General features: G+C 41.9%; 21 protein-coding genes. 15 read left to right on the top strand and 6 right to left on the bottom strand.

What is annotated here, in order from left to right:
* The coding region (locus G632_RS0111090) for an EAL domain-containing protein (RefSeq protein ID WP_026512539.1) at positions 1 to 424 on the top strand (424 nt) is incomplete at its 5' end.
* Between the two features lie 54 nt (positions 425 to 478).
* On the opposite strand, the gene G632_RS0111085 is transcribed toward G632_RS0111090, so the two are convergent.
* Positions 479 to 949 (bottom strand): RpiB/LacA/LacB family sugar-phosphate isomerase, encoded by a 471-nt coding sequence (locus tag G632_RS0111085; protein WP_022769249.1) that lies wholly within the window; start codon positions 947 to 949, stop codon positions 479 to 481.
* A 362-nt stretch (positions 950 to 1,311) separates the two neighbouring features.
* Here G632_RS0111085 and G632_RS0111080 point away from each other — a divergent pair, with 362 nt between their 5' ends.
* From G632_RS0111080 to G632_RS19755, 3 genes are all read left to right on the top strand, one after another.
* Positions 1,312 to 1,737 (top strand): hypothetical protein, encoded by a 426-nt coding sequence (locus G632_RS0111080; protein ID WP_155828067.1) that lies wholly within the window; start codon positions 1,312 to 1,314, stop codon positions 1,735 to 1,737.
* Positions 1,738 to 1,757: 20 nt separating this feature from the next.
* On the top strand, positions 1,758 to 2,216 hold the full coding sequence (locus tag G632_RS21270; protein ID WP_026512538.1) for a DnaJ domain-containing protein: 459 nt from the start codon (positions 1,758 to 1,760) through the stop codon (positions 2,214 to 2,216).
* A 179-nt stretch (positions 2,217 to 2,395) separates the two neighbouring features.
* Positions 2,396 to 2,662, top strand: coding sequence for a PspC domain-containing protein (locus tag G632_RS19755; protein WP_029232577.1), 267 nt, complete (start codon positions 2,396 to 2,398; stop codon positions 2,660 to 2,662).
* 515 nt (positions 2,663 to 3,177) lie between these two features.
* On the opposite strand, the gene G632_RS0111065 is transcribed toward G632_RS19755, so the two are convergent.
* Both G632_RS0111065 and G632_RS0111060 read right to left on the bottom strand, forming a co-directional pair.
* The gene (locus tag G632_RS0111065; RefSeq protein ID WP_022769245.1) at positions 3,178 to 3,486 is read right to left on the bottom strand and encodes a hypothetical protein; all 309 of its coding nucleotides are present in this window, start codon (positions 3,484 to 3,486) and stop codon (positions 3,178 to 3,180) included.
* An 89-nt stretch (positions 3,487 to 3,575) separates the two neighbouring features.
* Positions 3,576 to 3,902 carry a hypothetical protein gene (locus G632_RS0111060; protein ID WP_022769244.1) on the bottom strand — a complete coding sequence of 109 codons (327 nt, stop codon included), beginning with the start codon at positions 3,900 to 3,902 and terminating at the stop codon, positions 3,576 to 3,578.
* A 348-nt stretch (positions 3,903 to 4,250) separates the two neighbouring features.
* Here G632_RS0111060 and G632_RS0111055 point away from each other — a divergent pair, with 348 nt between their 5' ends.
* Entirely contained in the window at positions 4,251 to 5,087 is an 837-nt protein-coding gene (locus G632_RS0111055) for a DUF5688 family protein (protein ID WP_081647148.1), read from the top strand.
* 64 nt (positions 5,088 to 5,151) lie between these two features.
* A complete protein-coding gene (locus G632_RS0111050) occupies positions 5,152 to 5,484 on the top strand; it encodes a hypothetical protein (protein WP_022769241.1) in 333 nt (110 codons plus the stop codon).
* A gap of 555 nt (positions 5,485 to 6,039) precedes the next feature.
* Here G632_RS0111050 and G632_RS19750 read toward each other — a convergent pair.
* Positions 6,040 to 7,755: a hypothetical protein gene (locus G632_RS19750; RefSeq protein WP_022769240.1), complete on the bottom strand. Its 1,716-nt coding sequence runs from the start codon at positions 7,753 to 7,755 to the stop codon at positions 6,040 to 6,042.
* A gap of 115 nt (positions 7,756 to 7,870) precedes the next feature.
* On the opposite strand from G632_RS19750, the gene G632_RS0111040 reads away from it, so the two are divergent.
* From G632_RS0111040 to G632_RS0111030, 3 genes are read left to right on the top strand one after another with little or no spacing between them, the layout of a single operon-like run.
* Positions 7,871 to 8,551, top strand: coding sequence for a DUF4417 domain-containing protein (locus G632_RS0111040; protein WP_022769239.1), 681 nt, complete (start codon positions 7,871 to 7,873; stop codon positions 8,549 to 8,551).
* Positions 8,538 to 9,053, top strand: a complete 516-nt coding sequence (locus tag G632_RS19745) for a YwqJ-related putative deaminase (protein ID WP_022769237.1) — start codon at positions 8,538 to 8,540, stop codon at positions 9,051 to 9,053. Before G632_RS0111040 ends, G632_RS19745 begins: the two co-directional genes overlap by 14 nt.
* Complete coding sequence (locus G632_RS0111030) at positions 9,050 to 9,592, top strand: hypothetical protein (RefSeq protein ID WP_022769236.1); 543 nt, start codon at positions 9,050 to 9,052, stop codon at positions 9,590 to 9,592. The genes G632_RS19745 and G632_RS0111030 overlap by 4 nt, the downstream gene beginning before the upstream one ends.
* A gap of 71 nt (positions 9,593 to 9,663) precedes the next feature.
* On the opposite strand, the gene G632_RS0111025 is transcribed toward G632_RS0111030, so the two are convergent.
* Positions 9,664 to 10,896 carry an ATP-binding protein gene (locus G632_RS0111025; RefSeq protein WP_022769235.1) on the bottom strand — a complete coding sequence of 411 codons (1,233 nt, stop codon included), beginning with the start codon at positions 10,894 to 10,896 and terminating at the stop codon, positions 9,664 to 9,666.
* A gap of 376 nt (positions 10,897 to 11,272) precedes the next feature.
* Entirely contained in the window at positions 11,273 to 11,455 is a 183-nt protein-coding gene (locus G632_RS0111020; protein WP_022769233.1) for a hypothetical protein, read from the bottom strand.
* Positions 11,456 to 11,906: 451 nt separating this feature from the next.
* Between G632_RS0111020 and dnaX the strand changes: the two genes are divergently transcribed.
* The 6 genes from dnaX (at position 11,907) to G632_RS21260 (ending at position 18,778) form a co-directional block, all read left to right on the top strand.
* The gene (gene dnaX, locus G632_RS19740; RefSeq protein WP_035782582.1) at positions 11,907 to 13,082 is read left to right on the top strand and encodes a DNA polymerase III subunit gamma/tau; all 1,176 of its coding nucleotides are present in this window, start codon (positions 11,907 to 11,909) and stop codon (positions 13,080 to 13,082) included.
* Between the two features lie 118 nt (positions 13,083 to 13,200).
* The gene (locus G632_RS0111005) at positions 13,201 to 13,845 is read left to right on the top strand and encodes a hypothetical protein (protein ID WP_022769231.1); all 645 of its coding nucleotides are present in this window, start codon (positions 13,201 to 13,203) and stop codon (positions 13,843 to 13,845) included.
* 31 nt (positions 13,846 to 13,876) lie between these two features.
* The gene (locus G632_RS21265; RefSeq protein WP_155828879.1) at positions 13,877 to 14,890 is read left to right on the top strand and encodes a pentapeptide repeat-containing protein; all 1,014 of its coding nucleotides are present in this window, start codon (positions 13,877 to 13,879) and stop codon (positions 14,888 to 14,890) included.
* A gap of 143 nt (positions 14,891 to 15,033) precedes the next feature.
* Positions 15,034 to 16,089, top strand: coding sequence for a helix-turn-helix transcriptional regulator (locus G632_RS0110995; protein WP_022769228.1), 1,056 nt, complete (start codon positions 15,034 to 15,036; stop codon positions 16,087 to 16,089).
* A gap of 242 nt (positions 16,090 to 16,331) precedes the next feature.
* Positions 16,332 to 16,682 carry a hypothetical protein gene (locus tag G632_RS0110990; protein ID WP_022769227.1) on the top strand — a complete coding sequence of 117 codons (351 nt, stop codon included), beginning with the start codon at positions 16,332 to 16,334 and terminating at the stop codon, positions 16,680 to 16,682.
* A 26-nt stretch (positions 16,683 to 16,708) separates the two neighbouring features.
* Positions 16,709 to 18,778, top strand: coding sequence for an AAA family ATPase (locus G632_RS21260; protein WP_022769225.1), 2,070 nt, complete (start codon positions 16,709 to 16,711; stop codon positions 18,776 to 18,778).
* Positions 18,779 to 18,834: the final 56 nt, after the last annotated feature.

Genomic DNA, 18,834 nt, shown 5'->3' with positions numbered 1-18,834 from the left:
GCCTGGTCAACTTCGTATTGAGATAACGGAAAGCGCATATGTCGAAAACTCCGATACCATCATCAAAACAACAACCAAACTTCGTGAAGCAGGCTTTGAAGTTGAAATGGACGACTTTGGAAGTGGTTACTCATCACTGAATATGTTAAAAGAAGTTATCCTTGATCGCATAAAGCTTGATCTTCGATTTATTACCGGTTCAGGTGACCAAAAGATGGGTCGGACAATACTTAGCTACATGGTCCAGATGATCCATGCTATTGGAACTTCTATTATCGCAGAAGGTGTTGAGACACTGGAACAGGCTGATTTCCTCGGAAGTCTTGGATGTGAGGAAATGCAGGGATATTATTTCTACAAGCCTATGCCGGTAGATGAGTTTGAAGCATTAACAGCATATCCCTCAAAGAAACAAAGTCAATAGAAACTAATGCCAGGCAAGGGAACACCTCTCATGCCTGGCATTATTGTTATTTCGTTAAATAATCTGATCAAGGGGTACACAGTGCTTGTCGTTTATGTCACACACTTTTTTGACTCTGTTTCTGTACTTCTCTTCCATGAGTGGCGCAGTGTTTAGCCATGTCTTTACAACCTCCATAGCCATAAGACCGCCAATTATCTTGGCTCCAAGGCACAGGATGTTTGAATCCGTATGCTGGCGAGCTAATGTGGCACATAAAGGATCCTGGCATACGGCGGCATAACAGCCATTTATCTTGTTTGCAATAAGGGCGCTTCCATAGCCCACGCCATCACAGAAAATGCCTCTCTCGCACTCCCCTTTAGCAACTGCAAGCGCTGCAGGATATACAAAGTCAGAGAGATCACAGCTCTTTTCATCATAGGTCCCGAAGTCCTCAACTTCATAGCCTTCTTTTATGAGATAAGCCTTGATTTCGTTCTTCATTGCGGTGCCAGCGTGATCGTTTGCCATAGCAATCTTCATGGGTTAGCCCTCCTAAGCTTTTCTTTGATTATATCATGGGCTAAGCCTGGTATGTAGCTTGGCAGACTTCCAGGTATTAGATTCATGTTTTTAAAGTTGGTTTTAGGTTGAAGCTGTATTATATGGCTATAAGGATATACAGATCCTTACCCCACACATACTTTCATAACACTTTTGGGCTGCCTTCGTGGTAGCCCCACCTCTCAAAATTAGTCAGGAGAGCCAGGCTCTTATCATAAAAGAGAAATAAGACATCAGTTTTCGCTGATGCGGATATGTAAAAGCATATCGATGAAGCATAGAATAATACAAACAGAGCATTGTAAGGAAAATCAATGCCGATGATAAAAGAGGTTAAAGATATGGACAAGATCAGACAATTTGGTAATCAGATGCAGTACAGGATGGCACAGTTCATGTATGGCCGCAACGGGTTTGATACACTGGCGCGGACATGCAATGGAATAGCGATCTTTCTGTTGGTAATAAACCTGTTTGCTCAGAGCAGGATAGTATATCTCTTGTGGCTTGTATTCTTTTCTTATGCATGCTTTAGGGTATATTCAAGAAACATATCTAAAAGATATGCTGAGAATCAGAAGTTCCTTAATATGACTGAGGTTCCAAGAAGATATGTTAAGCTATTTAAACTTCAGTGGCATGACAGAAAAGTGAGCAGATATTACATCTGCAAGAACTGCCATCAGCAGATAAGAGTACCAAAAGGAAAGGGCAGGATTGAGATCAGATGCCCTAAGTGCAGCGAACGTTTCATTAAAAAGACCTGATCGGTCTGGAGGATAATGTTATGATGATGGATCCCTACAAGGTTCTTGGAGTAGCCCCGGGGGCTTCAGAAGAAGAGATCAAAAAAGCACACAGAACGCTTGCGAAAAAGTATCATCCGGACTTGAATCCCGGAAATGCAGCAGCTGCTGAAAAGATGAATGAGATAAATGCAGCTTACGATATTCTTACAAAACCGGGTGCTGAGAGATACGGACAGGCACAGACATATACGCAGGAGCGTACCTATGCCGAGAAAGAGGAGACTCCTTTCGAAGAGTACGGAACATACTGGCAGTGGGGTACTCAGGATCTTGGCAGAGGCTATAACAGACCGGAAGAGAGCTGGAATACCTGGAACAACTGGACCGGTTGGAACAGGACTCCGGTATATGGCACCTCCATTCTTGGAAAGATCTTCAGATGGTTTATCATCCTGCAGCTACTGTCAATGTTCTTCAGGATGTTCATGTTCTTTTAACGATAATGAAATGAAGTCAGCTGATATGCATTCTTTTATGTGTATCAGCTTTCTTTTGCGAAAAAAGAAAAATAAGGATAGGCTTTTCTGCTAACCGGATATGTATTACCAATATGGGCAGACATATAATCATCTCATAAGAACAAAACAACCAGATTCATTTATAAGAGGTGTGGGTTATGACTGAAAAGAGATTATATAAAAGTGCAGATAAAAAGATATCAGGTGTATGTGGTGGAATTGCTGAGTACTTCGGCATAGATCCTGCAATCGTAAGGATCATCTGGGCATGCACATTCCTGTTTACAGGCGCTGGGTTAATTGCATACATTGTTGCAGCAATAGTGATGAATGAAAATCCTGGATATGAGGAAGATCACAGCGAAGACAGGTACACATATTCTTATGACTCAGAAACTATCAAAGGCTTCAAGCCGGAAGTATAGTTCTGTTCATATATCAGGCCCTCTGGTCAGATGACCAGGGGGTTTTTTATGTTTTTAGGTAATTTATAGGTTTGTACGGTATTGTGAACTTGTCAGGGGACATGGGTCCGCCTGATCACACACATTCATAACACATGGGTCGCCCTTGATTGGGCGGCCACCTCCAGACTTTACGCCTCACTTATGTGGGGCTTTTTTCATGAAATGGCGGTGCTATATTGCGAAAGCACCGGAGCTTTTGCTTAGTGGCACCACTTTTTAAGGGCATGGAAGGCGCGGAAGGGGAGAAGTAGAGCGCGCCTTTGAATTAAATGGGGAACCCCTCGCCCCCAGACCCGTTCCCCAAGCCCTTCCCGGCAAATTCGTATGGTGAAGGCGGGATGTTAGCGGCTTTTCTCTACTGTGCGGCAATATGCACGTATTCAATGGAAGGCGCAAGGTGGGATAATAATGTGCGCCTTTTATCCTATAAGGGAACCCCAGACACCCTCTCCCGTTCCCTTAGACCTTCCCAATTATTCTTCGTCCCAGTCGTATTTAAATTCGTAGCCGTCCTCTGGCTCGCCTATCTCATAGCCGAGTTCATCGGATAGCTTCTCTTTTAATTCCGCGAACCAGTCGTCCCATATTTCCTCTGGTACATCTCCATAGAACTGGATCCCTGAAGGCTCTACTGAGGCTTCTATGTTTATTCCTTCTCCTGTCCAGAGTGGAGTATCTGAAGTCTCGTCATAGTATTCCATGCTTCTATAGACCTCATCTATCTTTTCCCATACCCAGTCTGGTGCTGTATAGTGGATGTTCAGGTTTGCATTTACTATCATGGGGCCTCCTTACAATGGGTTTTTGTCATATTCTTATAATGCGTTTTTTATTCCTTCTCTTTTTACTCTAGCATACTATTTGACTTTCTCTATGTTCTTTCTTTTCTTGTGGTTCTATTATTTTCTCTAATATGCTTTCTTATAGATATTCTAATACATTCTTTTGCGGGGCTTTTTGCGTGGGCTTTTGCATTGGATTTGCTTAAAAGAGATCTTTTTTCTGGATCATTTGTGTACCATTCCGAGCAGCTTCGCAGGTCTGCCCGAGCTCCCAGACCAATATGCCCCTGACTTCCACCAAGGAAGTCTGAATACGTGGCATACAAGGAATTATTATAGTCCCCTTCTCCAACGGGTTCCCGGGGGAACCCCCTCTTTTTTCGTGCGTATTTTCCTGGTGCTTTCCTGCCTTTCATGTATAAATGCACTTTCCCAGTCCACCGCCTATCGGTTTGCTGATGTGCATCGTAACAGTATCAGTCCCACCAGCAAGGGCTGCCCTACGGCGTCTCGCTTACTTGTCCCTTGCAGGTGGTCCTGCCACTGTTCCTGAAGATGCACGCAAACCCGATAGATAGGCGATGAACTCAGAAAGCACATTTATTAACACATGAAAGGATGGAAAAAAGCACATGGAAAATATCGCACGAAAAAAGGATCGCTCCCCTCCAGAAAAGCTCAGAATCTTGAAAGCACATTTCAAGGGCTTTGAAAGCCTGAAAACAGAAAACCAAAATCAAAACATATATAAGGAGAAAATGACAATGATTACAAAGAACATGATTATCGAGGGACTTGAAAACAGAGGTTACATCGTGGATGCACACACTTGCATCAAGAATGGAATTGAGAAAGAGGGTCTTTGCATCAAGAAGAATGCAGATGATACAATCGCACCCACTGTTTACGCTGATGAACTTATCGAGAGAGCAGAACTTAGCGGAATGGGAGTTGAGCAGGTCATTGACAGTGTTGTTGCCATGATTTCAAGGGAGTTTACTTTTGACGTTGAGAAGATTAACGACGTGGAGTATTTCAAGACCAATGCACGCATCGGAGTGCAGAGAGAGGGCAGCGAGGACCTTGTAAAGAGACCCACACAGTTTGAGGGCATCGAGGAATACATCTACATTGCTGATGAACACGAGGGAGAGAGCTTTTCAATCAAGGTAAGACCGCAGATGCTCGATATGTGGAGGATTGACGAAGAGACCGCTTTTGTAAGGGCAGAGGAGAACACCCACAAGGACACAAAGATAACACCACTTGGCGATGTGATAAGGAACATGATGGGCGATGATTTTGCTGATGAATTTGGAGAGGAAGCAAACAGTGTTGCGCCGATGTATGTTATCAGCAACAAGAGCCAGGTCAAGGGAGCAAGTGCGATGCTCGATACAAAGGCAATCAAGGAACTTGCGGACAGAATAGGGGTTCACGAGTTTGTACTTCTTCCGAGCAGTATCCACGAGTGCATCTTGGTTCCCAAGTTTGAGGATATGAGCCTTGATGTATTCAATAACATGGTAACAGAAGTCAACGAAACGACTGTTGACCCCATGGACAAACTCGTTGACAGAGCATATCTTCTGACCGCATAAGGCTAAAAAGACATAAAGCAGGGAGAGGGGAAACCCTCTTTCCTTCGGAAAGGAGAACGAGGAAATGACAAACGAACAGATTATATTTAACAACCGCATGGAACTTATGAAAGAGGGTATAATAGGAACCACCGGCAAGAACATCGTTATCGAGGATGAAGAGGGAAGAAAGACCCTCACCAAAGAGCCGGAGCAGATACACACTTACATGGAATGGAAAAGGCGGGGTTACACCGTAAAGCACGGAGAAAAAGCCGTTTCCGAGATCCCCATTTGGAAGTGCATGGGAGGACATAAAGGAAAGGAGGGAGAAGAACAGGGGAAGATGTTCATGAAACAGGCTTTTTTCTTTAAGGCATCCCAGGTAGAGCCGACAGAAGAGAGCAAGGCAGTTTAATATGGAGCAAAAAATGCAGCGGGCGGGAATTTATCACAGAAATCCTTTTGGCACCTGGCTGCATTTTTTGGTGGGGGAGCCGAGCCTGCCCTTTCCCCCACGCCCCTTCCCCACACGGATAGCTGGTCCGCGAATCGGGAGAATTTAGTGCGTCCCAGCTATCCGTGCATCGGGCGGCGATGGAGACGGGAGAACTAAGTTCGCCGCCCGAATAAAGTCAGGAACCCCCCGACACCCCGGCCAGAAAGAAGACTGATTGGCCGCGCCCGGTTCCCGACACCCTCCCCAGGCAACGCCCCGCGGGGGCTAAAAAGCAGAAGATAGCCAGTCTGCTAAAAGGGTATGATCAGATGCATCCTGGCTATCAGATGCGGCGGTCGGCGATTGAAAAGGGAGAATTAAGCTCGCCGCCCGAACAAAGTCAGGAACTCCCCCGACACCCTGGCCATAAAGAAGACTGATAGGCCACGCCCGGTTCCCGACACCTTCCCCACAAGGGCGTATGATAGAAAAGAATAACGGAGATGTCTGGGCAGACATCTCCGCGTAGATAGGTTATTTTTTTGCTTTTTTGAAAGAGGATAGTTCTTTTTCAACAGTTTTACTAGGGATCATCCCGCTTTTGTATATTACTGCGACTTCGGCTAGGACGGTTGCTGAGTTTTGCTTGAATGAGATTTTATTAGAAACCCAGCACATATTATATTCATTATGAAATGTAATCGTTTTGCCAAATAATTGTATATATTCGAATTCGGAATCCCACTTTACAATCTTATTTTCCTTTATAAGCTGCCTAAGAACTTTCGTATCTTCTGCCGTGCATTTCATTGTTACGTTTTGATTTGTTAGTCTAACGAATCCTTTGTCGATGATAGTATATAAAGCTTCTGCAAAATATGCATCATCACGTTTCATATCCCGGACATCAAAAACTGTTCTATATGTCGCTTCGATTTTATATACTTTCTTGAAAAAATCGAGAAGTTTAAGGGAATCATCTAACAGTGTTTCGTTATCTGAAGCAAAACTCGTGGTGGAAATAAACTCTGTGTATGCTCCTTTATTTATACATTTATAGAAAGTCAGTTTTTCTGCGGCTTTCATCTTGGATAGCGTTGAGTAGTATCCTATGTTGTCTAATGAAGAGCTGGGATTTTTGATATTTATCTTGAGAGTGGTCTCTGATCTAGTGATATCCTTTTTTATCTTTGGAACTTTGAATATGATGCTCATTACTATGTGTGGGTCGTCATCAGATGTGAATGATGCATAAATACTGTCACCCTGTACTTCGCGTTCTATCTTATAGTTGTATAAAGGAAGTATGGTTTCTCCATATTCATTTCTAAGTTCAAGCGGAAGAGTGTTTCCTGTAGCTTGGATGAACAGCACGCCTGGGCATGCTGGGATGGCGGAATCATCGTATTGTGCTGAATACATATCCGGTAGCAGGGTTGATTCTCCGACAAATAGTTTGTTTTCTATATGCCTTAATAGGTTTTGGGCATAGTCATATATATCTAAGCTACAGATTGGTAATTCTAGTTTTTTTCCTGAGAAAACAAGATAACTGAATAAGGAATCAAAATTTTCATACTCATCAGGGAGGGAGTTCTTGGCAACTTTGAGCCGCAAGATAAACGAGTGACGAGGATCTTTTGCTGTTAAAGACACATTGTAGTTTTCGCTAGGTATATTGAAACTCAACATTTGCCCAAGATTAATTGGCTTTGAGGGTAAATTGCCTTCAATAGAACGCAAGCGATCGTTAATCTGTTTAAGATAGCTTTGATCATTTTCTGTTGCCATCGCGCCGTCCATCGAAGTCATTGGCTTGGCTCTGTTGCTGACGCTTAGACAGTACATGAAAGTATGTGCAAGAAATAAGCCTTCCTCATTTTCTTTGTAAAGATCAATATACTCCTTTCGTTTGATATCGCTTATAACAAATGAAGTCTGAATCGCATTGTATATTTCTTTACTCCAATCATGACCTGTATGCGGGTTTAGTTTTGGAACAATTTCTTTAATAAAGTATTTCTCATAAAAAGCAATAACTGTTTTCTTCTGGACGATATCTACTATTGCTCCATCGACGTCTTTTGATCTGTTTACCAATCTGGAAAAGTAAGTGTCACTGAAGTCGATATTCAGATTGAATCTTTCGTTTAATGGTGAAAAGAGCAGGGTTGCCTCATCAAACTGAGTGCTTAATCCGCTGATTCTACCATGTGCTGCTTTTATATAAAAAGAAATGTTTAAATCCATATTTTTTCTCCTTGAAAAAAAGATGCAAAAACTGTGCAAAATCAATGCAAGTACATTTTTACCCTTCTATTTTAGCCTAGAAATATGAAGTTCACCAATAAAGGAGGGTATGCAAATGAAGAAAAGAAGATTCGATATGGATGATGGTTTTAGGCCTGAGATTGTGGAGGGGGCTAGGTTTGAAGGAATATTGGAGATACCTGTCATAGAAAAGCCTGATCAAATTGTAATTCCAGAAAGCATTGTCCCTTTTAGTCGTGTCACAGCGGAGATAATTGGCAACACAGCTCTTTGCTTTAATGACATGGATGTTATCTTTGCGGATGTTATACGCAGGCCAGAAGAGTATATGGAAGTTATCGATAGGTATCCAATTGTGATAAGCCCAGATGTGTCGATGTACAGAGATCAACCCCTGTCTACGCAGATAATGAATGTATATCGGAATAGAGCTATAGGTTACTATTTGCAATCAAAGGGAAAATATGTCGTACCACAGATTCGCTGGGGAGATGAGAGGACATACACAAAGATGGTACTTCCTGAAAAGGTGGCATTTCTTGGAGCACCTAAGAATAGCATAGTTATGATTAGCCCATATGGATGCATCCAGGGGAAGGACAATAAGATGCATTTTAAAAACGGGCTTTATGCGATGCTAGAGGAGCTTGAACCGCAGGTTGTCTTAGTATATGGAAACATGCCTGATACAGTGTTCGCGGAATATCTTAAGTATACGCGATTTGTTCACTTTGAGGATTATACATCCAGGAGGTGCAAAGATGGGAAGCGGTGAAGGAGGAAGATATTCCGGTACAAGTGGAGCTAAGGCTGGCAGAGGTCCCTTTGCTAGGGTTATGCATTCGCGTGTAAGTAGTTGGGCAAATAAAAAGGCGTCTTTCTTAGACGGAGTATCGAAACGACAAAGAGATAAGTTTACTACGGCGACAGTAGTGTATGACGAATCTACCGGAAAGTATTATTATGGAATGAATAGGGGGATTCAGATAGACAACGATAAGAAAAATCCTATTTTGTTTGGGGACGGTAATCGAAAAGGAATTCTTCCAGAGAAGTCGCTGAATCAGTACTCGGTGGGTAACTGTGCAGAAGTGCATGCTGTGAATAAAGCATTGAATGCGGGCGCCAATCTTAAAGATTTGCATATTACTACTATTCACACAACAAAGTCTAGCATGGGGGATCCCAAGAGAGCATGTGAAAACTGTACATATACATTTAAAGGGAAAGTAAAACATAATAATACTGGTTGGTATAAAAAGGAGACGGGAAAATGATTAGAGAACAACTGGCATCAATATCTATGAATGGACGAATGGCATATGGCATCATGTGTGTAGAGCAGTTTCTTTTATCATTATATCCAGACAGGGATTGGACTATCCTTTCGGAACAGATGTGGCCGGTAACCAATATGTTCTGGGATGAATGGAATGAAAGATTTATGGAGATAATTCCTAAGTATCTCTTTGAATTTGAAAACTACAAAGAAGCTGAGTTTGAGTATTTGTCTGAAAATGATTATGCAGAGTTCGTGAAATTGTATTCTGGAATATCTGATGGGGAAAAGGAAGATGTTTCTGACCCTGTTAATTTCTTGCTCTTGGCCTTATACCGCATTGAAGAAGTTTATGCATATGCGAGCATACCTGGGAAGGGCGAAGAGTGCTTGGATATTCTCGATGAAATGATGTCTGTACTAAATGATGCATCCGTAAAATTGCCGGATGTAAATAAAGTGGCGTTTTCATCATTTGATGAAAAGAATGGATGGGGAGAGTCCTTTGAAGGGCGAGACTTGTCATTTGTATTATGATTATTTGGAATACAAGTTGGGCATTTCGGCCAAAATCCGATTGAATCGGATTTTGGCCGAAATGCTTTTCTTTATATATACCACACAGGAACTATCAGGTTATTACTGTCTACTGCTGAAAGCTCAGGTTTCATGCATATGATCGCGCCAGAGCCTCTTGGTGTTGTTGCTTTGTCTAATACTGAGAAAGCACCTACCAGCTCAGTGCCGGGATTGACCGATCTTTTGACCTCTATTGGATGGAGCATTCCATCACTTTCAAGGATCATATCCACTTCTTTATTGTCTTTATCCCTGTAATACCAGAAGAGGCAGTCCTTGGCTGCGTTTTTATAGGATTTGATGATCTCCATGACAACGTAGTTTTCAAGGATGTGTCCTGCCAGGGCGCCGTTTGCAAGGATCTCCGGTGATGAATATTTTGTCAGGTAAGCCACAAGGCCGGTATCAAAGAAATACAGTTTTGGTGTCTTGATTGTTCTATGGAGCAGGTTGTTGCTGTATGGCCGAAGCAGTGTGATGATCTCTGACTTTTCCAGTACCTGTAGCCAGCGCTTTGCGGTATCATCGTTTATTCCGACGTCTCCTGCTATGGCATGTACATTAAGCACCTCGCCTATCCTTGATGCAGCTGACCTTATGAAGTCCTGAAATAAGAGCTTGTCTACTCCCTGGATCAGGTCGCTTACATCTCTTTCGATATATGTCTGGATGTAACTGCTGTAGTAAACATCCCTGTCAGAAAACTTTCCGCTGATAAGACCGGGCATCCCGCCCATCCAGATGCGTTCATATATTTCATCTAGTGTTGCCGGAGCATGTGTCTTTTTACGCTTCTTAAGTTCGTTAAGATCAACAGAAAATGGCCTGGAGTCATCTTTTCCATATGCCTCGTGCTGGGAAAGTGGAGGGAGCCTTAGTATCGCTACTCTTCCTGCTAAGGACTCCTGTGCCAGATCCATGAGCTTGAAGGCTTGAGACCCTGTCAGCCAGAATGATCCCGGGGCAGCACCTTTGTCTATTGCAATCTTGATATATGAAAAGAGCTCAGGAGCATACTGCACTTCATCGATCATGACAGGCGGCTCGTGGATCTGCAGAAACATCGCAGGATCTTTCTTGGCAAGAGCACGCTCTTCCAGATCATCTAATGTGACGATCTCCCTTTCTTCTCCCTGTTCCTTCATGATGGTCTCGAACAAAGTGCTCTTCCCGACCTGTCTTGCACCTGTGATCAGGATGGCTGAGTACTCTTTGTTAAGGTCTATTATCTTGGATTTAAGATCTCTTTCGATATGTCTCATGATAAATCCTTTCGGCTAAAATATGATTCAATCATATTTTAGCCGAAAATGATTGCCATATCAATAGGGGTGGGATATTAACAATTTGTTCAATCTATGTTAAAGGCATGTTAATGCCCTTTTGGTACCATGTTTTTAGACAGTTAAGCAAATACTATTTCTTTTTCATAATCGGGCGGCGCCAGAAGGCACCGCCCACCTCCTTTTTATGGGGAGATGGGAACTGCTATCAGATAAGAGATGACATACGAATGTATATGAAAGTGATATGCATTTGTATATAAAAGATGAAAACGAAGATACCTGGGATGACAGGCATCTTCGTTTTTTGTAGGTAATAAAGCACCGCTCTGGGGTGCGTATGATCTTGTTGGCATCAGAATATTATAACTGCAAATGCTGCAAACAGGCTGCTTACAATGGCAGATGCAGACGCGATTATAATGACCTTTTCTTTGACAGCAGAAGCGTCAAAGTATTTATCATGTATCCTTATGGTATTTATGACCTTTGGGGAATTCTTGTGATAGTAACAGGTTGAAGAACTTGAACTGTACATGGGCATGTCCTCCATTGTACGAAGGAAATAAACTTACCTTGTGACTCGAAACAATGAAACAAAAATACAATATCTTGTGTCCTCTAAGAGCATTATATACTAGATATTCTAAAATTAGTGTTAACAATTCGAAAGAATTTATTAAACGTTTTAGCAGTGATAATGCAGGGTGGCATCGTTTTTTTTACATGACCAGGCTGCTGTCGCGCCATTTTGATAAGATGGCTCAAATACTTTTTTGAAGGGAAATAGCTATGGAAGAGCGGCTGGTATGTGAGACTTGCGGATGTACTTTCTTTGACCAAGAGGATGAAGGATATTATTGCTCAGACTGTGAGCGGTTCTATTCATTCTACGAAGCATTCGAGTTAATGGACAGGCAGGCTTATAGGGAATATGAAGCTGCTGTTGAGGAAAGTACTGTGCTCTTCTCGATCGCGTGGGTGTTTAGATGGGATACATAGCGCTTTACAGGAAATTCAGACCGCAAATTTATGACGAGGTTAAGGGCCAGGATCATATCGTTAAGGCACTTAGGAATCAGGTAAAACATGACGTGGTCTCTCATGCATATCTTTTTCATGGTACAAGGGGAACAGGCAAGACCACGATGGCCAGGATTTTTTCGAAGGCGATTAACTGTGAGAACCCAGTGGAGGGTAATCCTTGCGGAGGGTGCGAGTTTTGCAGATCTATCACGGATGGAAGTAGTGCAAATGTTATTGAGATAGATGCGGCTTCTAATAACAAGGTCAGCGACATCAAAAGGATCCTTGAGGATGTTTCGTATCCGCCAATAAATGGGAAATGGAAGATATATATCATTGATGAGGTCCATTCGCTTAAGGGACAGAGGGGAGAGGCTTTTGATATGCTTCTAAAGACCCTGGAAGAGCCTCCGGCGCATGCGGTTTTCATCATGGCAACGACAGATCCTCAAAAAGTCCCTGCGACCATTCTATCCAGGTGCCAGCGGTATGAATTTCGGAGGATCTCAGTTGATCTTATAAAGATGACGCTTCAGAGTGTGGCGGCCTCTGAAGGGATAGATGCTGAAAACAGGGCGCTGGAATACATTGCGAGAGTGGCAGATGGGTCTATGAGAGATGCGCTGAGTATATTGGAGCATTTCGTGACAATAGGCGAAGATAGGCAGCTTACGTACAACTTTGTGGTTAAGGCTTTGGCTAAGAGTGATATGGAGAAGATGCATAAGCTGTTTCAGGCGCTATATCACAAGGATCTTCGGACATCAATACTGATCTTGTCAGAAGCTAATAGCAACGGGATCAATCTTTTTGAGTTTGTAAACGACTTCGTCTGGTTCCTTAGAAGTATTATGATTGCGCAGGTGACGGAAAATCTTGAGGATTTCTTTGATGCACCGGAGGAAACAATAAGATCTGTAAAGGAACTTGCTAAGAGCGTTGATCAGTATACAGTTGATGATCTGGTAAGGCACTTTTCGGACCTGTCTTCTAACATAGCCCGCTCAGACCAAAAGAGAGTAATGATAGAAGCTCTGTTTGTCCGTATCTGCAGGAAGGACGATAGGCAGTCTGTTGAGAACCGGATACGGCTTCTTGAGGAGCATGAAAAAGACATTAGAAATCAAATAAGCATATAGATCAGGCGGGCTCACGAGCCTGCCATTTTCATGCGCAAAAATTTCCACATGCCTTCTTTTATCATGAAATCACAAGAACAGAAAACATAAGAGTTTATCAAAGATAGGAGCAGATGATATGGAGAATGTTAAATTTGTTCGTTCTGAAGAAAAAGGTAGAATCTTATATCTTTATTTTAAGATTCATGATAGAATAGCCGACTTTATCAGGAAGCATACACATTATTATGAGGCTCTGCTGAGTGATTTCTTGGATACAGACAACATATATAGATATTCACTGGATGGAACTGAGTGTTCTGATGAGCTTAGGGAGCTGCTGATAGGGACCATTGAAAAGATAAGTAATGAAGGCTCTGATGACTACTTCTGTAACCATCTGATTACCAACAATGGACGAGAAGTGGCTCCCAGTAAGATACATGAGCTTATGTGCGAGAAATATGGCCTTGCAGACATTGATGCAGTTGAAGATACAGAAGACTATGATCAGGGTCAGGTAGATCTTGAATGGTGGACGGCCCATTTCTTTATTTCACTTAAAAACGTAATCTTTGATGATCCTTATCCATTTGAAGGAGATGATGAGGCTCAGCCTGAGGCGATGTGCCATGAGACACTATCTTTTTCTGAGGTTTCAGATTTTCTAAAGATACTTAAATCCATCGATAAGATAGTGGTTGTCGATGATGTAAGAAAGTATGGTCCTGAAGAATTATCGAGGCTTTGTGAAGAACTAAAGGAAGATGATAAAGAGAACTAATTGATTGTTATGGAAAGGAACAGGTGATGATATGCAGATATCTATGGGAATGACGATTTTATCGCAAAAAAAGATTGAAAGGTCTGAATTTGACAGACGAATGGAAGAGCATGCTAAGTGGCTTAAAAATAATGAGGAAGGAAAGCGTGCAGACTTTAGCGATGTTGACCTCAGTGAGATGGATCTGTCTGGGATGGATTTTTCATATGCAGACATGACGGGCGTTAATCTTGGAAGCTCCAATCTTACTGGAGCTAATTTGTCTAATGCAAACTTCTGGGGAGCATATATGCACAATGCAGATTTGACGAGGGCTGTAATTGATGGCACCACTTTCTACAATGTAAACTTAACGCTCTCTAAACTCAATGAGTGCAAAGGAGAAAAGACATGTTTTAGCTTTTCTTGCATGTGGGACTGTGAGATAAAGAATGCTGTTTTAAAGAAGGCAAATTTCTTTGCGGCAGAAATCTGTAATTGTGATTTTTCCGGATCGGATTTAGAAGAAGCGCGCTTTTGCTGTGCTGACTTTGATGATTCAACATTCGAGGATACGAGGCTCTGCAATGCCGATTTCGATTTCGCCAGAAGGACGTACTGGACCGATTTTACAAACTCTGATATGACGGGACTTAGCACCGCTGACATCGATTTGGATCCTGACAATTTGAAGGGAGTAAAGGGGCTTCACATGCCTATATTCTGCCCGGAAGAGGGGGCGTTTATTGCATGGAAGAAGTGTAGGGAAGGAAAGATCGTGAAATTACTTATACCAGAGCATGCGGAGAGAAAGGGGAATACTTTACATTCGTGCCGAGCATCCGAAGCGGTTGTCTTGGATATCTTCGACAAAGAAGGAAATTCTGTCGATGAAGCTGTAAGCCGGGTTGACAAAGAATTCAAGTATATCAAAGGTACTAATGTTATTGCGAAGGAACTTGACCCTAAACGACATGGGGATGTTTCAGGAATATACTTCGAATTATCACGCGCGGAAGCTGAGGCACTTGCAGATAAGGATGAGGATGAAGAAGATAACAATTAATTCGAAATGGGTACTGTTATACATGCATGTTTCAAGATTCTTTATGATTTCTTAATTTGTCTATGTGGAAAAAATTGCCCATAATTGTTAGTAGAATGGTAGCTGATTAAGGAATGCACTTTTCTGGTAAAAAAGGAGCTGACATGGGCACAAAACAATCAAAGAAACTGATGCTTTTTAATCTCTTAGACATACTCAGGAAATATACAGATGAGGATCACCGCTTAAGCCAAAAGGAAATAGAGGAGCGGCTTAAGGAAGAATATGACATGACAGCTGACAGGAAGTCTATCAAGACAAACCTGATGAAGCTTGAAGAGTTCGGGTATGACATTGCATATAGCGAATCGATCCGTATGGTTAAGAACCCAAAGACCGGAGAGCTGGAAGAGAACTACATTCTTAGCGACTTTTATCTTGTAAGGGATTTCGAGGACAGTGAGCTGCGCCTTCTTATTGATGGGCTTCTTTTTTCCAAGCATCTGCCTTACAGCCAGTGCAAGGAACTTGTTGAAAAGATAGAAAAGCTCTCAAATATCTACTTTAGGTCCAGGGTTAAGCATATCGCTACAATGCCTAAGGACAGGACAAATAACAAACAGCTCTTTTTCAATATCGATGTTATAGATGAGGCAATAAATGAAAAGAAAAAGATTGCCTTCAAGTACGTGGAATATGGAACTGATCTCAAGCAACACCCTAAGAAAGATGAGAACGGTAAGGAACGAGTATATGTTGTAAGTCCGTACCAGATGGCTGCAAAAGAAGGAAAATACTATCTTATCTGCAATTATGATAAGTATGAGGACATTTCAAATTACCGTGTGGACAGAATTGTAGATATTCAGAAGCTGGAAGAGACATCAAAGCCTTTTAGTAAGCTAAAGGGTGCAAATGGTCAGGCTTTGGATCTTTCAAAATATATGAAAGAGCACGTTTATATGTACAGCAGTGATACTTCTCGGGCCAAGCTCAGGATAGTTAATGAGATGATAAGCGATATTGTAGACATGTTTGGAAGTGACGTTCGCTTCTATGATCAGGATGATACCCACGTAAGTGTCGCTGTTAATGCCAATGAGACTTCTGTACTGCAGTTTGCCAAGAACTATGCTCCTGATGTTGTGATATTGGAGCCGAAGGAGCTGAGGGAAAAAGCAATTGAAGATTTAAAAACGGCGTTGGAAGGATATAACTAGTAGGAGGAACCCATAGGACAGATTTTGTCCATGTCACTTTGTATTATGGGACGATGCGAAATGCATCGTCCCATTTTTTGTCAACCAGGCTGTTGTCGCGATACTCTGATAGTATCAGACAAAGATCTGCGCATTGAGAATACGGATTGAACGTGCTTGGCATGTACAAATAATTCCGCATGCCTCAATTTATAATGACAATATAAGATAGCAGAAAAGCACTAAAACACAGGAGAAATGGAATGTGTAAAGAAGGAATAAGAGGTGTATTTTGGCTGGTAGAAGATGAGCTTGTTATTGCAAGATACGAAGAAGGGATAATGGAAGGGCTATCCAAAGCGGGAAATAACTACAATCATGAGAAGCTGTGGGAGTCTGTGAAGCCAAAGGGCTGTAATAAGAAATACAACTATTATCCCCGCGGAAGAGTTGAGGTCTCAAATAAGGGGAAACCGCTTGTTTATATGAGCCCCTATATAGACTATGAGCAGGTACAAGCTGTTATGCAGGCTTTGGGTATAAATGCAGAGCCCATTATACATATAGATGGTAGCAAGCACTATCGCTGTCACTTTGATGAGGAAAAGAATTGATGGCTTTATGGTTAGGAGGTTAACTGATGGTTTTTTATGAATTTATATGTAGCTATTTAAGGAAAGAATTACCTGATGAAGTAGCAGAAGATGATCCAAGACCTAGAAGGAGGAAACGTGATGAATTTTCTGAGTATATCAGTAACATCAATAGTCAACTTGGCGTGGAATGTGGTCTTGATAAGAACTTATCTTTGATGATTGCTGCAGGGAATGAGAAAGAAATGACGATTCTGGCCGGATGCAGTCTTGAAAAAGTATCATTAAAAAAATGTAAAGACTACGTTGGCAAGGCAGTGATGGATGCCTGCACCAGCGTTGAAGACGTGTCCATTATTTCTGAGAAAGAGATTTGTCCGTATGAAGTCAGAAACCAGATTAAACGTGCTGATTCTATGGGCTATATACCCTGGCACACCAGAAGCTTTATAGATGAGCTGAATCTCGATTATCTAGGTTGTAACTATGATTTCAATGTAAAAGAAAAATGTATCTGTAAAAAGCTGACATATAAGCAGGCACTTAAAAAAGCAGAAGAGCTTATGGCTGATGATACTCTGCTAGAGGAGCTTGGAAGGATTTACTCTAAGGAAAATTCAAGAAAGTACTGTGGAAATCCGGTTCATTATAAGATAAGCGCAGGAGATTATCGGGCGGCTGAATCAATTATTGAGTTGCTGGTAAGTGCATTATGGTCAAATAATCGGGTTTTAGGAACCCGCGTAGAAATGCTTACATCTATCGGCGAACGCGCTAATCGAAATGACGAGGAGTTAGATGACATTTTTAATGTGGCGCAGGGAAATGCAGTTTCTATCGATATGTCAGGTGATGATGGTATGCATGGTATTTATGCTTCTGCGTATGAGCAAGTTACGGAACGCTTTAATCTTCTAGTGAAAACCTATGGGCTGTATACGCTATGCTTTTTTGTGGAAAATACAAGTAAACCGGGCTTTTCAGACTCAATGATCTCGAAGGCTGTTGAGAGCATAAGCATTATAGAGATAAATGAAGGTTCTGGTGACCGTGACAAATCAATTAGGCTCTTTAAAAAACTGGCAACCGAACGAGAAACCTTTGCAACTGAAACGGATTTTGATAGTGTTCTTACAAAGAAAAAAGTGTATACAGTTGCAGAAGTGTACAAGGCGTTTAATACCTGGTATGGAAGAGGATTGAGAGAGCGTATTTACAAAGCATATAAAACTTGTGCCGTGGCCAAGGTTGAGACAAAGAAACCGGCATCTGAGCCATACAAAGAACTTCAGGAAATGATTGGGCTTTCTGAAATCAAAACTGTTGTTGACCAGATAATTGATTCCGGTAAGGCAAAGAAGCTCAGATCAAAGATGGGCATAGATACATATTCACATTCTATGCACATGATATTTACGGGTAATCCTGGAAGTGCAAAGACTTCAGTTGCCAGGTTGTTGGCTCAGATACTCAAGAAAGAAGGTGTACTCGAGAGCGGCAATTATGTAGAGGTGGGACGTTCTGATCTTATAGCGAGGTACGTGGGATGGACAGCAAAGACCGTTTGTGAGAAGTTCCGCGAAGCTAAGGGGGGTATTTTATTTATTGATGAGGCCTATTCTCTGGTTGATGGATCGAACTCTTTTGGCGACGAAGCCATAAATACTATCGTTCAGGAGATGGAAAACCATAGAGAAGATGTAATAGTAATTTTCGCCGGATATCCTGAAAAGATGAAAGAATTTCTTGATAAGAATGAAGGTCTTAGGAGCAGAATCGCATTTCATCTGAATTTCCCTGACTATAAGGCTGATGAGATCTGGCAGATCCTTAAGTTGATGGCTGAAAAGAAAGGCTTTAAGTTGGATGAAGGTGTTGAATCCAAGTGCATGGATATTTTTGGAGAGGCCTGCGAACATGAGGAGTTTGGTAATGGACGATTTGCCCGTAATCTATTAGAACAGGCAGAAATGCGTCAGTCACAGAGGCTGTTTAGAGAAAACAAGGGCAAAAAGATCTCCAAAGAGAAGATTATGCAGCTTAAAGCGGAGGACTTTGAAACAGTAGCAGGCAACCAGTTCAAGGAGAAAAAACAGGGAATTGGTTTTGCAGTATGACAGGTGGACATTTCTTGTCCTCACTGTATAGTAAAGTATTATAAGGCTTTTTAGGG

It is taken from the genome of Butyrivibrio sp. NC2007, assembly GCF_000421405.1.
Lineage (GTDB): Bacteria > Bacillota > Clostridia > Lachnospirales > Lachnospiraceae > Butyrivibrio.
Note: the sequence above shows the minus strand (reverse complement) of the source record. Positions and strands in the feature narration are given on the sequence as shown.

Excerpts from the sequence above, each read along its gene's own strand:
- G632_RS0111085 (WP_022769249.1), bottom strand. The coding sequence starts at position 949 with ATGAAGATTGCTATGGCAAACGATCACGCTGGCACCGCAATGAAGAAC.
- G632_RS0111080 (WP_155828067.1), top strand. The coding sequence starts at position 1,312 with ATGGACAAGATCAGACAATTTGGTAATCAGATGCAGTACAGGATGGCA.
- G632_RS21270 (WP_026512538.1), top strand. The coding sequence starts at position 1,758 with ATGATGATGGATCCCTACAAGGTTCTTGGAGTAGCCCCGGGGGCTTCA.
- G632_RS19755 (WP_029232577.1), top strand. The coding sequence starts at position 2,396 with ATGACTGAAAAGAGATTATATAAAAGTGCAGATAAAAAGATATCAGGT.
- G632_RS0111065 (WP_022769245.1), bottom strand. The coding sequence starts at position 3,486 with ATGATAGTAAATGCAAACCTGAACATCCACTATACAGCACCAGACTGG.
- G632_RS0111060 (WP_022769244.1), bottom strand. The coding sequence starts at position 3,902 with ATGAAAGGCAGGAAAGCACCAGGAAAATACGCACGAAAAAAGAGGGGG.
- G632_RS0111055 (WP_081647148.1), top strand. The coding sequence starts at position 4,251 with ATGATTACAAAGAACATGATTATCGAGGGACTTGAAAACAGAGGTTAC.
- G632_RS0111050 (WP_022769241.1), top strand. The coding sequence starts at position 5,152 with ATGACAAACGAACAGATTATATTTAACAACCGCATGGAACTTATGAAA.
- G632_RS19750 (WP_022769240.1), bottom strand. The coding sequence starts at position 7,755 with ATGGATTTAAACATTTCTTTTTATATAAAAGCAGCACATGGTAGAATC.
- G632_RS0111040 (WP_022769239.1), top strand. The coding sequence starts at position 7,871 with ATGAAGAAAAGAAGATTCGATATGGATGATGGTTTTAGGCCTGAGATT.
- G632_RS19745 (WP_022769237.1), top strand. The coding sequence starts at position 8,538 with ATGGGAAGCGGTGAAGGAGGAAGATATTCCGGTACAAGTGGAGCTAAG.
- G632_RS0111030 (WP_022769236.1), top strand. The coding sequence starts at position 9,050 with ATGATTAGAGAACAACTGGCATCAATATCTATGAATGGACGAATGGCA.
- G632_RS0111025 (WP_022769235.1), bottom strand. The coding sequence starts at position 10,896 with ATGAGACATATCGAAAGAGATCTTAAATCCAAGATAATAGACCTTAAC.
- G632_RS0111020 (WP_022769233.1), bottom strand. The coding sequence starts at position 11,455 with ATGTACAGTTCAAGTTCTTCAACCTGTTACTATCACAAGAATTCCCCA.
- dnaX (WP_035782582.1), top strand. The coding sequence starts at position 11,907 with ATGGGATACATAGCGCTTTACAGGAAATTCAGACCGCAAATTTATGAC.
- G632_RS0111005 (WP_022769231.1), top strand. The coding sequence starts at position 13,201 with ATGGAGAATGTTAAATTTGTTCGTTCTGAAGAAAAAGGTAGAATCTTA.
- G632_RS21265 (WP_155828879.1), top strand. The coding sequence starts at position 13,877 with ATGCAGATATCTATGGGAATGACGATTTTATCGCAAAAAAAGATTGAA.
- G632_RS0110995 (WP_022769228.1), top strand. The coding sequence starts at position 15,034 with ATGGGCACAAAACAATCAAAGAAACTGATGCTTTTTAATCTCTTAGAC.
- G632_RS0110990 (WP_022769227.1), top strand. The coding sequence starts at position 16,332 with ATGTGTAAAGAAGGAATAAGAGGTGTATTTTGGCTGGTAGAAGATGAG.
- G632_RS21260 (WP_022769225.1), top strand. The coding sequence starts at position 16,709 with ATGGTTTTTTATGAATTTATATGTAGCTATTTAAGGAAAGAATTACCT.